The organism is Pseudomonas flexibilis (assembly GCF_000806415.1).
Taxonomy (GTDB): domain Bacteria; phylum Pseudomonadota; class Gammaproteobacteria; order Pseudomonadales; family Pseudomonadaceae; genus Serpens; species Serpens flexibilis.
This window is the reverse complement of the sequence record NZ_JTAK01000002.1, coordinates 652,406-666,279: the sequence shown is the minus strand read 5'-3', so window position 1 is coordinate 666,279 and position 13,874 is coordinate 652,406. Positions and strand designations below refer to the sequence as shown.

Sequence of the window (13,874 nt, the reverse complement as noted above, 5' to 3'; positions counted from 1 at the left end):
GTTCGCCACCCAAGACCTTCTCCTCCAGGCCGGCGGGCCCGGAGATTCAAGGAGCACCATGAGCAACGCCGTCAAACATCAGATGTCCGTGCAGACCAAGATCAACCTGGCCATGCTGCTGGTGCTGGGTCTGCTCATGCTGGCTTCGCTGATTTACTCCGCGAACAACGAGCGCAACCTGATCCAGCAGGTGATGGAGCAGCGCACCCGCGACACCGCCGACACCTACTTCGATTTCATCAACACCAGCATGCTCACCGGGACCATGGCGCAGCGCGGCATCCTGCGCGACAAGATCCTCGCCAGCCCGGGCATCATCGAGGCGCGCATCATCCGCGACGAGGAGATCAACAAGGTCTTCGGTCCCGGCTTCGATCACCAGGCGCCCGCCGATGAATTCGACCGTCGCGCCCTGAACGGCGAGGCGATCATGGAAATCACCGAGACCGACAAGGGTCGGGTGCTGACCGTGGTCAACCCGATCCATGCGCAGAAGGATTATCGCGGCACCAACTGCCTGATGTGCCACCAGGTGCCGGAAGATGCCGTGGTGGGCGCGGTGCGCATCAGCTACGACCTCTCCAAGCTGGACGCCCAGGTGGATCGCAACATCCTGGTTTCCGCGCTGATCCAACTGCTGCTGCTGGTCGCCGGGCTATGGATCATGATCTGGACCGTGCGCCGGGTGATCATCCGCCGCATCGTCGACATGCGTCACACCATGGAAGCCATGACCCGCGACGAGGACCTGAGCCGCAGCGTGGAGGTGAAGACCGTCGACGAGATCGGCGCCATGGGTCATGCCTTCAACCAGATGATCGGCAAGTTCCGCCATAGCCTGGGTGCGGTGGCCGGGGTGACCAGCCAGCTGGGCGAGGTCTCCGGACGGGTGTCGCAGGTGTCCGAAAAGACCCTTGGCGCCGTCAACGAACAGCGCAGCGAAACCGACATGGTGGCCTCGGCCATGAACGAGATGAGCGCCACCGTGCAGGAAGTGGCCAGCAACGCCACCCAGACCGCCGCCGCCTCGCGCAGCGCCGAGGACGAGTCGCGCAACGGCGTGCAGGTGGCCGACGAGGCGCTCAAGGGCATCGAGGCGCTGATCCGCGAGATCGAGAAGGCCGCCGGGGTGATCCGTCAGGTGGAGAGCCACAGCGACAACATCGGCGCGGTGGTCGGCGTGATCAAGGGCATTGCCGAGCAGACCAACCTGCTGGCCCTCAACGCGGCCATCGAGGCGGCGCGGGCCGGCGAGGCCGGTCGCGGTTTCGCCGTGGTGGCGGATGAAGTACGCACCCTGGCCTCGCGCACGCAGAAGTCCACCGAAGAGATCCAGACCATGATCGAGCGCCTGCAGGAAGGCGTGGACGACGCGGTGGACGCGATGGAAGGCGCGCAGGACAAGGCGCGCAGCGGCGCCGAACAGGTCAGTCGCGCGGCCGAGAGCCTGGGGCGCATCGCCAGCGAGGTCACCACCATCAACGACATGAACGCCCAGGTGGCCACCGCGGCCGAGGAGCAGAGTGCCGTAGCCGAGGAGATCAACCGCAATATCATCTCCATCAGCCGCAGCGCCGACGCCACCTCCCACGAGGCCAGCCAGAGCGCACAGATCAGCGACGAACTGGTGCGCCTGGCCACGGAGCTCAACCGTCTGGTAGCGCGCTTCAAGCTCTGAGGCCAGCTGGCCACGTAGCGCGGTCGGCCGCCACTGGGTGCAGCGCCGCACCCCATGGCGGCCAACGCGTCGCGTTGACCGCCCTTCGATTGCCAGGTGCACGCCGGACACTCGACGCCAACGCGCCGCGAGGCGCGCCCTATTCCTCCTCTTCCGGCGCCTCGAACAGGTCGGCGGCGCGCAGCAGGCCGGCCAGCAGCGCGTGGCGCTGCCATTCCTCCAGCTCCGCAAACCGTTCCAGCACATGCGCCGGCAGCAGTGACGGCGCCTCGGCCAGCGCCGCCCGCCCCGCCGGTTCCAGGCGCAGCCAGTGCCGGCGGCGGTCCTGCTCGTCGCGCGTGCGGCTGACCAGCCCGCGCCCTTCCAGGCGCTCCAGCACCCCGGACAAGGTCGCAGCCGACAAGCTGACGCAACGCGACAACTGGCTGGCGGTCAACTGATCCCGTACCGCCAGTGTCTGCAGGATCAGCAGTTGCAGAGGGGTCATCCCGCCGTAGCGCGACAGCCGCTTGGCATGCACCTCGGCCGCCTGCTGCAGGCGCCGCAAGGCCTGGTAGATGGACACCGCATAGCCATCATCGAGGGCCTTATTAGTTTCAGTCATAACTATATTTACCCACTAACCCAGACCTTATCAGACCAATAGACCAGAATAAGGTTTGACATGAAAGTATTTTTCTTGCTTAGGTAAAAAGGAACCTCAACCCACCCCATACCCCAACGGAGAACCGGTAAGGTCATGTGTGGCATCGCAGGAGAACTACGTTTCGATGGGCAGCCGGCGGATCTCGCCGCCCTCGCCCGTATCACCCACCACCTCGCCCCGCGCGGTCCCGACGCGTGCGGCTTCCACAGCCAGGGGCCACTGGGCTTCGGCCATCGCCGCCTGAAGATCATGGACCTCGACGAGGCGTCCGGACAGCCCATGAGTGCACCGGACCTGGGCCTGTCGATGGTGTTCAACGGCGCCATCTACAACTACCCCGAACTGCGCGCCGAGCTGGAAAGCCTCGGTTACCAGTTCTTTTCCGGTGGCGACACCGAAGTGCTGCTCAAGGGCTACCACGCCTGGGGCGAAGCCCTGCTGCCGAAGCTCAACGGCATGTTCGCCTTCGCCATCTGGGAGCGTGACCGCCAGCGGCTGTTCATCGCCCGGGATCGCCTGGGCGTCAAGCCGCTATACCTGTCGCGCACCGGCGCGCGCCTGCGCTTCGCCTCGACCCTGCCGGCGCTGCTGCAGGGCGGCGACATCGACACCGCCATCAACCCGGTCGCCCTCAACCATTACCTGAGCTTCCACGCCGTGGTGCCGGCGCCGCACACCCTGCTCAAGGGGGTGGAAAAGCTGCCGCCGGCCAGTTGGATGCGCATCGATGCGCAGGGCAACTGCGAGCAGCACACCTGGTGGCAGCTCGACTACGGCCCGCACGAGGCCGAGCGCGCGTTCGCCCTCGAAGACTGGCGCGATCGCGTGCTGGACAGCCTGCGCGACGCCGTCGCGGTGCGCCAGCGCGCCGCCGTGGACGTCGGCGTGCTGCTCTCCGGCGGCGTGGACTCCAGCATGCTGGTGGCGCTGCTGCGCGAGGTCGGCGTGGAGCGCCTCTCGACCTTCTCCATCGGCTTTGCCGACGCCGGCGGCGAGCGCGGCGACGAGTTCGTCTACTCGGACCTGATCGCCCAGCGCTTCGCCACCGATCATCACCAGTTGCGCATCCAGGAAGCGGAGATCCTCAGCGAGCTGCCGGCGGCCTTCCGCGCCATGAGCGAGCCGATGGTCAGCCATGACTGCATCGCCTTCTACCTGCTGTCCCGCGAGGTGGCCAAGCACTGCAAGGTGGTGCAGAGCGGCCAGGGCGCCGACGAACTGTTCGCCGGCTACCACTGGTACCCGCAGGTGAACGGTGCCAGCGATCCGCTGGACGCCTACCTGCGCGCCTTCCGCGACCGCGATTTCGACGAGTACCGCGCCACCGTGCTGCCGGCCTGGGTCAGCCGCGACTTCTCCGCCGAGTTCGTCGCCGCGCATTTCGCCGCCGCCGGCGCCAGCGAGGCAGTGGACAAGGCGCTTCGCCTGGACAGCACCGTGATGCTGGTCGACGACCCGGTCAAGCGCGTCGACAACATGACCATGGCCTGGGGCCTGGAGGCGCGCACGCCGTTCCTCGACTACCGGCTGGTGGAACTGTCGGCGCGCATCCCGGCGCGCTTCAAGCTGCCCGACGGCGGCAAGCATGTGCTCAAGGAAGCGGCGCGCAAGGTCATTCCCGCCGAGGTGATCGACCGTCCCAAGGGCTACTTCCCGGTGCCCGGCCTCAAGCACCTGGACGGCGCCACCCTGGACTGGGTGCGCAGCCTGCTGCTGGACCCCGGCCAGGATCGCGGCCTGTTCGATACCCGCATGCTGGATCGCCTGCTCAGAGACCCCGAGGGACAACTCACCCCGCTACGCGGCTCCAAGCTCTGGCAGCTGGCCGCCCTGAATCTGTGGCTCAGTGAACAAGGACTGTAAACGTGACCTCGATGACACCCCCGCCGAACGGCAGGAGACGCCCCATGTCCAAGTCTTCCTCCCATGGTCAGTACGAACAGCGCCTGCAGCGTGGCCAGGCGCCCTCCTACCAGCGCCTGCAGGCGCGCCTGGCCGAGGAAGGCCAGGGCGAGGTCGGTGTTCCGCAGATCCTGCAATGCGGCTGGGGGCGCCTGCTGCTCGGCCACACCTTCCCGGACGCAGAAAGCCTGGCGCGCGAGCTGCTCAACGAAAACCCCGGCGAGCGCGACATCGCCCTCTACGTGGAAGCGCCGCAGCAGGTGCTGTCCTACGCGCCGCAACAGCTGTTCCTCGATCCCTCGGACACCCTGCGCCTGTGGTTTTCCGACTACCGCCCGGCCCGTCGCAGCTTCCGTGGCTTCCAGATCCGCCGGGTGCAGAGTGACGCCGACTGGCAGGCGGTCAACCGTCTGTACCAGACGCGCAGCATGCTGACCGTCGACCCGCAGCGCCTGACCCCGCGCGCCGAGGGCGGCCCGGTGTACTGGCTGGCCGAGGACACCGACACCGGCCAGGCACTGGGCACGGTGATGGGCCTCAATCACCAGGAGGTGTTCCAGGACCCGGAGCGCGGCAGCAGCCTGTGGTGCCTGGCGGTCGATCCGCAGTGCCCGCGACCGGGGGTCGGCGAGGCGCTGGTGCGCCACCTGATCGAGCATTTCCAGTCGCGCAGCCTGGCCTGGATGGACCTCTCGGTGCTGCACGACAACCAGCAGGCCAAGGCGCTGTACGCCAAGCTGGGCTTTCGCAACCTGCCCACCTTCGCGGTCAAGCGGCGCAACAGCATCAACCAGGCCCTGTACCTGGGGCGCGGTCCGCAGGATGAGCTCAACCCCTACGCGCGCATCATCGTCGACGAGGCCCTGCGCCGCGGCATCGAGGTGCAGGTGGACGACGCCGAGGCCGGGTTGTTCACCCTCAGCCACGGTGGGCGGCGCATCCGCTGCCGGGAGTCGCTCAGCGACCTGACCAGCGCGGTGAGCATGACCCTCTGCCAGGACAAGCGCCTGACCCACCGCTGCCTGCGCAAGGCCGGGCTGTTCCTGCCCGCCCAGCAACTGGCCGGCAGCGCCGAGGACAACGCCGCGTTTCTCGCCGAGCACCAGCGTGTGGTGGTCAAGCCGCTGAACGGCGAACAGGGCCAGGGCGTGGCGGTCGACCTGCGCAACGAAGAGGAACTGGAACAGGCCATCGCCGCTGCCCGCGTCTTCGACAGCCACGTGCTGCTGGAAAGCTTCCATGAAGGCCGCGACCTGCGCGTGCTGGTCATCGGTTTCGAGGTAGTGGCCGCCGCGCTACGCCACCCCGCCGAGGTGATCGGCGACGGCCAGCGCAGCATCCGCGCGCTGATCGAGGCGCAGAGCCGGCGCCGCCAGGCCGCCACCGGCGGCGAAAGCCGCATCCCGCTGGACGAGGAAACCCAGCGCACCCTGCTCAACGCCGGTTTCGACTACGACAGCGTGCTGCCGAACGGCCAGCACCTGGCCGTGCGGCGCACCGCCAACCTGCACACCGGTGGCATCCTCGAGGACGTCACCGCGCAGTTGCACCCGGCGCTCGCCGAGGCCGCCGTGCAGGCGGCACGCGCCCTGGACATCCCGGTGGTCGGCGCGGACCTGCTGGTCACCGCCGCCGACCAACCGGACTATGTGTTCATCGAGGCCAACGAGCGCGCCGGACTGGCCAACCACGAACCGCAACCGACCGCCGAACGCTTCATCGACCTGCTGTTCCCGCTCAGCCAGACGCAGGGCTGAGGCGTCGCGCGCCAAGGAGTCATCATGTCCCACCCCCTGCCCGACCCGGATACGGCCTACCTGCGCCAGGTGCTGCTGGAGATGCTCGCCATCCCCAGCCCCACCGGCTTTACCGATACCCTCGTGCGCTATGTCGCCGAGCGCCTGGACGAACTGGGCATTCCCTACGAACTGACCCGGCGCGGCACCGTGCGCGCCACCCTCAAGGGCCGGCTGAACAGCCCGGACCGCGCGATCTCCGCGCACCTGGACACCATTGGCTCCAGCGTGCGCGAGATCAAGGACAACGGCCGCCTGTGCCTGGCGCCGGTGGGCTGCTGGTCGAGCCGCTTCGCCGAAGGCAGCCGGGTGAGCCTGTTCACCGATGGCGGGGTGATACGCGGCAGCGTGCTGCCGCTGATGGCCTCCGGGCACGCCTTCAACACCGAGGTGGACAGCCTGCCGGTGAGCTGGGACCACATCGAGCTGCGCCTGGACACCCTGGCCGCCAGCCGCGCGGAAGTGGAAGCGCTGGGCGTGCGGATCGGCGATGTGGTGGCCTTCGATCCGCTGCCGGAGTTCAGCGAAAGCGGCCACCTCAGCGCCCGCCACCTCGACGACAAGGCCGGCGTCGCCGCCCTGCTCACCGCCCTGAAGATGGTGGTGGACAGCGGCATCGAGCCGCCCATCGACTGCCACCCGCTGTTCACCATCACCGAGGAAATCGGCTCCGGCGCGGCGGCCGCCCTGCCCTGGGATGTCAGTGAGTTCGTCGGCGTGGACATCGCCCCGGTGGCGCCGGGGCAGAGCTCCAGCGAACACGCGGTGACCGTGGCCATGCAGGATTCCGGCGGCCCCTACGACTATCACCTGTCGCGCCACCTGCTGCGCCTGGCCGAACAGCAGGACATCCCGGTGCGCCGCGACCTGTTCCGCTACTACCACAGCGACGCCCAATCGGCGATCGCCGCCGGCCACGACATTCGCACCGCGCTGCTGGCGTTCGGCTGCGACGCGACCCACGGCTACGAACGCACCCACCGCGACAGCCTGCTGGCGCTGACCCGGCTGATCGCTGCCTATGTGATCAGCCCGCCGGTGTTCGCCAGCGACGCCAAGCCGGCCCAGGCTTCGCTGGAACCCTTCAGCCACCAGCTCGAGCACGAAACCCAGATGGAACCGGAAACCCGCGTGCCGGCGGTGGACAGCCTGGTGAGCTGCGGCAAGGACAAGGGCTGAGGAACGGGAGGGCGGGCTTTGCATTCGTCCGCCCGCCCACTAGCATGGCGGCCGCATTCCGGAGAGCCTTCATGCTGATTCCCCACGACCTGATCGAAGCCGAGACCCTGACCCGCCTGCTGGAAGACTTCGTCACCCGCGAAGGTACCGACAACGGCGACGACACCCCGCTGGACACCCGCGTCGCCCGCGCCCGCCGCGCCCTGGAAAAGGGCCAGGCGGTCATCGTCTTCGACCCGGACAGCCAGCAGTGCCAGCTGGCCCTGCGCGAGGAGGTGCCGAAGGAGTGGCTGGAGGAATAACGGGGGCTGGGTGCAGGGCGACGGCGGCCAGATAAGCGGGCCCGCACAGACCCTCAGATCCGCGCGCCCTCGCGCTCCCAGGCACAGCGCATGCGCAGCTCGCCCTGGCGGGGACTGTGCAAGCCGCTTTCCGACTCCCAGTGAAAGGTGTGGGTGCCGCTCAGCTCGGTTTCCAGGTGCACCACCGCGCTGCTCCAGTACAGCCGCCGCAGCAGCTCTTCGAACTGCGCGACCCACAGCTTCCATTCGTACTCGATGCCGGGATAGCTGGCGCCGAAATGGATCACCTGGGTCTGGAACAGACCGGCCCCGGGCTGCTCGCAACAGGAGAACATCTCCCGCCCCAGGAAGCTCCATTGCTCATCCGGCAGCTCGGCCAGCATGCGGCGATTGTGGGCCTGGCGCACTTCGGCGCCCAGCGGGTCGGTGGCCGGCCAGCCACGAATGCAGCCATAGACGATGGATTCGGCTTGCACGGATCAATCTCTATCCAGAGAAACGGTCTGGGCGGGGAAGCTAGCACAGGGGCGCGCAGGACGCATCAGCCGCGCCGGCGCAGCGCCAGGGTCACCAGCAGCATGACAGCGGCCATCAACGCCAGCACCGTGAACGGCAGCCGGTAGCTGTCGGACAGGTCACGCAACAGGCCCACCAGCAGCGGCATCACACAGGCCAGGGTGTAGCCGACCGACAGCATCATCGCCGTCCAGCGGCTGACCTCCAGCGGCGAGTTCACCTCGTACATGGGCAGGATCAGCGCCAGCGCGAACGAACTCGACAGCGCGATGCCGAGCAAGGCCGCCGTCAGTTCGGGCTGGAAGGCCGGCGCCAGCGCGATCAGTGACAGGCACAGCAGCGCCAGCGTGGAGCAGCCACCCAGCAGCAGCGGCCGGCTCACGCCCCGGTGCGCCAGCCAGGGCACCAGGAATGAACAGGGCATGCCGGCCAGCATGAACAGGCTGAGCAGGCCGTTGCTGCGCATCGCCCCTAGACCGGCCTCGCCGTAACGCGCCACCAGCCAGGTGCTCAGCGCATAGAACAACCCCGACTGCAGGGCAAAGAAGGCCGTGATCAGCCAGGCGCGCGGCACCGTCCATGGCAGTCCACCGGTTGGCACCAGCCCGGGCGGCTCGCTGCGGTTGGGCAGGCGCAGCCATAACAATGCGGCCAGCAGCGCCGGCAGGGCCCAGAAGGCCAGCGCCAGCGGCCAGCGGTCGGCGAAACCGTGGGTCAGTGGCTGGGTCAGCACCACGCCGGCGGCGCCGCCCATGGACATGCTCAGGGAAAACCAGCCGATGGCCGCGCCCAGGCCCTGGGCGAAGTGACGCTTGATGAAGCCGGACATCAGCGGACCGGCCACGGCGATGCCGATGCCGACCAGCGCGGCGCTGCCGATCAGCACCAGGCTGGAAGTGGCGGCCAGGCGCAGCGACAGCGCCAGGGCGATCAACAGCAGGCAACCGAGCAGGGTGCGTTCCAGCCCAACGCGCTGCGCCAGGCGGGGCGCCAGCGGCGCCAGCAGGCCCATGAACATCACCGGCAGCACAGTGGTCAGGCTGATGCTGGCGCGACTCAGCGCCAGCTCGGTGGCGATGCGTTCGATCAGCGGCGCCAGCGAGGTGATGCCGGGTCGCAGGTTCAGCGCGGCCACGACCAGCGCCAGCAGCAGCAACAGGCGGGAGGGAGAACGCATGCGGAAACATCCGGAACGGTTGACCAGCCGGGCACCCTACACAGGCGCCCGCCGGCCGGCAAGCGTCATGCCCCGCGCTTGGCGCGCAGCTTCTCGGTCATGGCGATCATCTGCTGGTAGATCACCTCCGGGTTCTGCCGCTTGATCGCCCAGGCCATGCGCCCCTGTTCGTGGGGCAGGATCAGGAAGCTGCCCTTGGCGACCTCCGTGAAGATGTAGTCGGCGATGTCCGCCGCGCTGATCGGCGAGCTGTCCAGCAGCTTGCCCACCTGCGCCTTCATGGCCGGGTCCGGGCCGCGAAAGGAATCCAGCAGGTTGGTCTGGAAGAACGACGGGCAGACCACATGCACGTCGATGCCCTGCGGCTTGAGTTCCACCAGCAGGCTTTCCGAGAGCGCCACCACGCCGGCCTTGGCCACGTTGTAGTTGCTCATCGCCGGCGCCTGCATCAGCGCGGCCAGCGAGGCGATGTTGATGATGCGCCCCTGGCTGCGCTCGAGCAGCGGCAGGAAGGCCTTGCAGCCCTTGATCACGCCCATCAGGTTGATCGACAGCTGCCAGTCCCAGTCCTCCAGCGACAGGTCGCTGAAGAAGCCGCCGGAAGCCACGCCGGCATTGTTGACCACCACATCGATGCCGCCGAGTCGCGCCTCGCAGGCCTGGGCGAAGGCGGTGAGCTGGCTGTAGTCGCGCACGTCACAGCGCTGGGTGAAGCCATCGCCGCCCGCCTCGCGTACCAGGGCCAGGGTTGCTTCCAGGCCGTCCGGGTTGATGTCTCCCAGCGCCAGTTGCCAGCCCTCGCGGGCCCAGCGAAGCGCGATTTCCCGGCCCAGTCCAGAACCGGCGCCGGTGATCATGATGCGGTTGTGCATAGCGGTATCGCCCTTCTTGTTGTTGTGCCGTGCCGGAGTCTAATCCGCTCGCCGGCAGCCGATGGGCGTTATCAGGGGGGTGAATGAATGCGGAAAAGCTCGCGAATGAAAATTCGCTCCCACGGGGTCCAGGAGCCGCACTTGCCTTATTTGTGGGAGCGCACTTGTCCGCGAGTTTCTAGCCGTGACGCTCGTGCGGGACCCACCCAAAGCTCGCGACTGAAGTCGCTCTACTGGTTCGGGTGCACGCCCTACTTCATGCCCAGCCTTCGCGCCAGCTTGTGCAGGTTGCTGGGGTCCAGTTCCAGCAGGCGGGCGGCCTGGGCCCAGCTGCCGCCGGTCGCCTCCAGGGCCTGGCGGATGGCCTGGCGCTGGCAGGCATCGACGACGACCCGCAACGGCTGCGGGTCCGTCACCGGCAAGACCGCGCTGGAGCTCTGCGGCGCCGCCGACGGCGGCGCACTGGCGGTGCTGTCCAGATCCAGCAATTCCGGCTCCAGGGTGAGAATCGCGCCGCGCTCGCCGCCTCGGCTGAGCAGGCGCAGCGCCGCACGGCTGATCACATGCTCCAGCTCGCGCACATTGCCCGGCCAGGGATAGGCCAGCAGCGCCTGCTCGGCGGCCGGCGACAGGCGCACGCTGCGCAGCCCCAGGCGCGTGCGGTTCAGCTCCAGGAAGTGACCGGCCAGCAGCAGCACATCGTTGCCGCGCTCGCGCAACGGCGGGATCGGCGCCGGGTAGACCGACAGCCGGTGATAGAGATCGGCGCGAAATAGCCCCTCGCGCACGCTCTGCTGCAGGTTGCGGTTGGTGGCGGCGATGATGCGCACATCCACGCGGCGCGGCTGGTCGGTGCCCAGGCGCTGGATTTCGCCGTTCTGCAGGGTGCGCAGCAGCTTGGCCTGAACGCTCAGCGGCAGTTCGCCCACCTCGTCGAGGAACAGGGTGCCGCCATTGGCCGCCTCGAAACGTCCCGGTCGCTCGCTGCTGGCGCCGGAGAAGGCGCCCTTGGCGTGGCCGAACAGTTCGCTTTCGGCCAGGGACTCAGGCAGCGCCGCACAGTTCACATGCACCAGCGGCCGGTCGCGGCGCGGCGAATGCCGGTGCAACCAGCGCGCGAACAGTTCCTTGCCCACCCCGGTTTCGCCGAGCAACAACACCGGCAGCTCGGATTCGGCCACCACCTGCAGCTCGTGCAGCAGCGCCCGGATCGCCTCGCTACGACCGAGCAGCTCGCCCTCCACCAGGCTGACGTTCTGCTCCAGCACGTCGCTGCGCGCCATCCGCAAGCTGCGGTTCTCATGCTCCAGGCGGGTGATGCGCACCGCCGTTTCGATCAGCAGGGCACAACGCTGCAGGTCGCGGCGCGCCGCATCGTCGAAGGTGCCGGCATGCAGCGCATCGAGAGTCAGCGCGCCCCACAGGCGACCCTCCACGTACAGGCTCTGCCCCATGCAGTCGTGCACGGGCAGCGGGTCGCCCTCCTGCCCTTCCAGCAGCCCGTCATAGGGGTCGGGAAGGCGGCTGCCCGGCTCGAACCAGGCCGGCTCGCGCTGGGCGAGGATGGTCGCCAGCCGCGGGTGCCGGGCCACCACGAAACGCCGTCCCAGCGCCTCGCGCACCAGGCCGGTCGCCGCCACCGGCAGCAGGCTGTCATCTTCCAGGCGCAGCAGCACCACGGCGCCACAGCGGAAACGCTGCTGCAGGGTGTGCACCAGGCGTTGAAGGCGCACGGTGTGCGGCAATTCGGTGGCCAGGTCGGCCAGTAGGCTGTCGTCCATCATGGTGATTAGTACCGTATAGGGTCGAAAGAACCCTACCCGCTTCGGGTTATTTTGACCATTGCTTTTTAAAATCCTAGCTATATCAATAGGTTGTATGTGGCACGTGCTTTGCGATAGACCAGCAAGCCTGCTCAACGGAGCCCCTGCCATGACATCCCTGATCGACCAGACCCTCGGCGACCTCGCCACCGACCTGCCCGGTGCCACCCGCGTATTTCACCAGCACCAACTGGACTTCTGCTGCGGTGGCCAGCAGACCCTGCGCGAGGCCTGCGTCAGGCGCGGCCTGGATGCCGACGCCATCACCGCGCAGCTGCAAGCATTGCACGGCGACACCGACCAGCCCGACTGGCGCCAGGCCAGCAACACCGAGCTGATCGAGCACATCCTCACCCGCTTCCACGCCCGCCATCGCGAACAGCTGCCCGAGCTGATCCGCCTGGCCAGCCGGGTGGAGCAGGTGCATGGCCAGAATCCGACCTGCCCTAACGGCTTGGCCGAACACCTGTGGAACATGCAGCAGGAACTGGAAAGCCACATGCTCAAGGAGGAAAAGATCCTCTTCCCGCTACTGCTGAGCGAGCCACCCCATCCCCATGCGCAGGGCCCCATCGCGGTGATGCGCTACGAGCACGACCAGCACGGCGAGGCGCTGGCTCGCCTGAATGAGATGACCGACGACATCACCCCGCCGCCGCATGCCTGCAACACCTGGCGCGCCCTCTATCGCGGACTGGCGGAGCTGCGGGATGACCTGATGCAGCACATCCACCTGGAAAACAACGTACTGTTTGCCCGTTGAAGGCAGTCACCCTTACCGATCAAGCGGCCTGAACGGAGAGACGCTCATGGTGTTACACCGAGTCCACAGCCAGATCCTGCGCAGCCACCATCTGTTCGAGCCGCTCAGCGACGAGCAGCTCGATCAACTGATGCAGGGCAGCCAACTGCTCAACCTGGAGAAGGGCGACACGCTGTTCCGCCAGGGCGACCCGGCGCATTTCTTCTATTTCGTGATTTCCGGCGCAGTGAAGATCTACCGGCTCACGCCGGACGGCCAGGAGAAGGTGTTCGAGGTGCTGACCAACCGGCAGACCTTCGCCGAGGCGATGATGCTGATGGACACCCCCAACTACGTGGCCTCCGCGCAGACGGTCACGCCCACCCAGCTGTACCGGTTCCCCAACGCCACCTACATGCGCCTGCTGCAGGACAACAACCGCCTGGCCTTCGCACTGCTCGGCAAGCTGAGTATCCGCCTGCACCAGCGCCTCAACGAGATCGAGACCCTGTCGCTGAAGAACGCCACCCACCGCGTGGTGCGCTACCTGCTCACCCAGCTTGGCCGCGTGCAGGACGGCAGTCCGTCCTTCGAGCTGCCGATGACCCGCCAACTGGTGGCCGGTCACCTGTCGATCCAGCCGGAGACCTTCTCGCGGATCATGCGCCACCTGCTGGACGACGGCATCATCAGCCAGGAAGGCCGGGTGATCACCATCCTCGATCGCCAGCGCCTGGAGCAGTTCGAATGAACCGGCACACGCCAAACGCCATGGGGAGGTAACGATGGCCAGGTGTCTCTACTGCCAGCAGGACAATCCATCTGCGCGTGACGACTGCCAGGACTGCGGCATGCCGCTGCCGGCGCTGGAGGAGCAGGCGCGCGAAAAGCGCCTGCGGCGCTTCGCGGCCTTCTGCATCGGCCTGACGGTGTTCTGTTTCGTGATGTTCTTCTGGCTGCCGCGCAGCATCAGCTGACCGGCTTAACGCAGGAAGGCCACCACCTGTTCGGCGTCGAAGGGCCAGTTCAGCTCGGCACCGCTGTCGCAACGGCGGAGCACCGGAATCGTCAGGCCGTAGCGCTCCACCCACTCCTCGCGCTCGCTGATGTCGACCAGCTCCACCAACAGGCCGTGCTCGACGAAGGGCATCAGCAGTGCCTCGGCCACTTCGCACAAGTGGCAGCCGAGGGTACCGAACAGTTGGCATTCAGGAAGCATGGGCGTTCTCCGGACGGGGGCG

At 67.5% G+C, this 13,874-nt stretch carries 14 protein-coding genes and 1 pseudogene; 9 read left to right on the top strand and 6 right to left on the bottom strand.

The annotated features are described in order from the left end of the window. Nucleotides 1–58: 58 nt before the first annotated feature. Both PT85_RS18525 and PT85_RS18520 read left to right on the top strand, forming a co-directional pair. A pseudogene (locus tag PT85_RS18525) lies at nucleotides 59–814 on the top strand (HAMP domain-containing protein); the annotation flags it as partial. Then, complete coding sequence (locus PT85_RS18520; RefSeq protein WP_407681081.1) at nucleotides 794–1,678, top strand: methyl-accepting chemotaxis protein; 885 nt, start codon at nucleotides 794–796, stop codon at nucleotides 1,676–1,678. The pseudogene PT85_RS18525 and the gene PT85_RS18520, both read left to right, overlap by 21 nt. A 139-nt stretch (nucleotides 1,679–1,817) precedes the next feature. Here the strand turns inward: PT85_RS18520 and PT85_RS06885 are convergent, their stop codons facing one another. Further along, nucleotides 1,818–2,282, bottom strand: a complete 465-nt coding sequence (locus tag PT85_RS06885; protein ID WP_027589153.1) for a MarR family winged helix-turn-helix transcriptional regulator — start codon at nucleotides 2,280–2,282, stop codon at nucleotides 1,818–1,820. Between the two features lie 135 nt (nucleotides 2,283–2,417). On the opposite strand from PT85_RS06885, the gene PT85_RS06880 reads away from it, so the two are divergent. The 4 genes from PT85_RS06880 to PT85_RS06865 all read left to right on the top strand — a co-directional run bounded on the left by PT85_RS06880 (nucleotide 2,418) and on the right by PT85_RS06865 (nucleotide 7,503). Next, nucleotides 2,418–4,187 (top strand): N-acetylglutaminylglutamine amidotransferase, encoded by a 1,770-nt coding sequence (locus PT85_RS06880; protein WP_039606245.1) that lies wholly within the window; start codon nucleotides 2,418–2,420, stop codon nucleotides 4,185–4,187. 44 nt (nucleotides 4,188–4,231) lie between these two features. Further along, nucleotides 4,232–5,983, top strand: a complete 1,752-nt coding sequence (gene ngg / locus PT85_RS06875) for an N-acetylglutaminylglutamine synthetase (protein ID WP_039606244.1) — start codon at nucleotides 4,232–4,234, stop codon at nucleotides 5,981–5,983. A 24-nt stretch (nucleotides 5,984–6,007) separates the two neighbouring features. Continuing rightward, nucleotides 6,008–7,201: an osmoprotectant NAGGN system M42 family peptidase gene (locus PT85_RS06870; RefSeq protein WP_039606243.1), complete on the top strand. Its 1,194-nt coding sequence runs from the start codon at nucleotides 6,008–6,010 to the stop codon at nucleotides 7,199–7,201. Nucleotides 7,202–7,272: 71 nt separating this feature from the next. Next, nucleotides 7,273–7,503: a YheU family protein gene (locus PT85_RS06865; protein ID WP_027589157.1), complete on the top strand. Its 231-nt coding sequence runs from the start codon at nucleotides 7,273–7,275 to the stop codon at nucleotides 7,501–7,503. A gap of 53 nt (nucleotides 7,504–7,556) precedes the next feature. On the opposite strand, the gene PT85_RS06860 is transcribed toward PT85_RS06865, so the two are convergent. The 4 genes from PT85_RS06860 to norR all read right to left on the bottom strand — a co-directional run bounded on the left by PT85_RS06860 (nucleotide 7,557) and on the right by norR (nucleotide 11,852). Beyond that, a complete protein-coding gene (locus PT85_RS06860; RefSeq protein ID WP_027589158.1) occupies nucleotides 7,557–7,979 on the bottom strand; it encodes a hypothetical protein in 423 nt (140 codons plus the stop codon). Nucleotides 7,980–8,044: 65 nt separating this feature from the next. Continuing rightward, complete coding sequence (locus PT85_RS06855; RefSeq protein WP_039606242.1) at nucleotides 8,045–9,196, bottom strand: MFS transporter; 1,152 nt, start codon at nucleotides 9,194–9,196, stop codon at nucleotides 8,045–8,047. Nucleotides 9,197–9,261: 65 nt separating this feature from the next. Further along, the gene (locus tag PT85_RS06850; protein WP_039606241.1) at nucleotides 9,262–10,068 is read right to left on the bottom strand and encodes an SDR family oxidoreductase; all 807 of its coding nucleotides are present in this window, start codon (nucleotides 10,066–10,068) and stop codon (nucleotides 9,262–9,264) included. A gap of 251 nt (nucleotides 10,069–10,319) precedes the next feature. Next, nucleotides 10,320–11,852 carry a nitric oxide reductase transcriptional regulator NorR gene (gene norR / locus PT85_RS06845; protein ID WP_039560197.1) on the bottom strand — a complete coding sequence of 511 codons (1,533 nt, stop codon included), beginning with the start codon at nucleotides 11,850–11,852 and terminating at the stop codon, nucleotides 10,320–10,322. A gap of 148 nt (nucleotides 11,853–12,000) precedes the next feature. Here norR and ytfE point away from each other — a divergent pair, with 148 nt between their 5' ends. The 3 genes from ytfE to PT85_RS06830 are packed head-to-tail and all read left to right on the top strand — an operon-like array spanning nucleotide 12,001 to nucleotide 13,610. Further along, the gene (ytfE, locus tag PT85_RS06840; RefSeq protein WP_027589162.1) at nucleotides 12,001–12,654 is read left to right on the top strand and encodes an iron-sulfur cluster repair protein YtfE; all 654 of its coding nucleotides are present in this window, start codon (nucleotides 12,001–12,003) and stop codon (nucleotides 12,652–12,654) included. Nucleotides 12,655–12,700: 46 nt separating this feature from the next. Next, nucleotides 12,701–13,384: a Crp/Fnr family transcriptional regulator gene (locus tag PT85_RS06835; protein WP_027589163.1), complete on the top strand. Its 684-nt coding sequence runs from the start codon at nucleotides 12,701–12,703 to the stop codon at nucleotides 13,382–13,384. A gap of 34 nt (nucleotides 13,385–13,418) precedes the next feature. Then, complete coding sequence (locus PT85_RS06830; RefSeq protein WP_027589164.1) at nucleotides 13,419–13,610, top strand: hypothetical protein; 192 nt, start codon at nucleotides 13,419–13,421, stop codon at nucleotides 13,608–13,610. 5 nt (nucleotides 13,611–13,615) lie between these two features. Here PT85_RS06830 and PT85_RS06825 read toward each other — a convergent pair whose 3' ends face one another. Further along, nucleotides 13,616–13,852: a glutaredoxin family protein gene (locus PT85_RS06825; protein WP_027589165.1), complete on the bottom strand. Its 237-nt coding sequence runs from the start codon at nucleotides 13,850–13,852 to the stop codon at nucleotides 13,616–13,618. Nucleotides 13,853–13,874 lie beyond the last annotated feature (22 nt).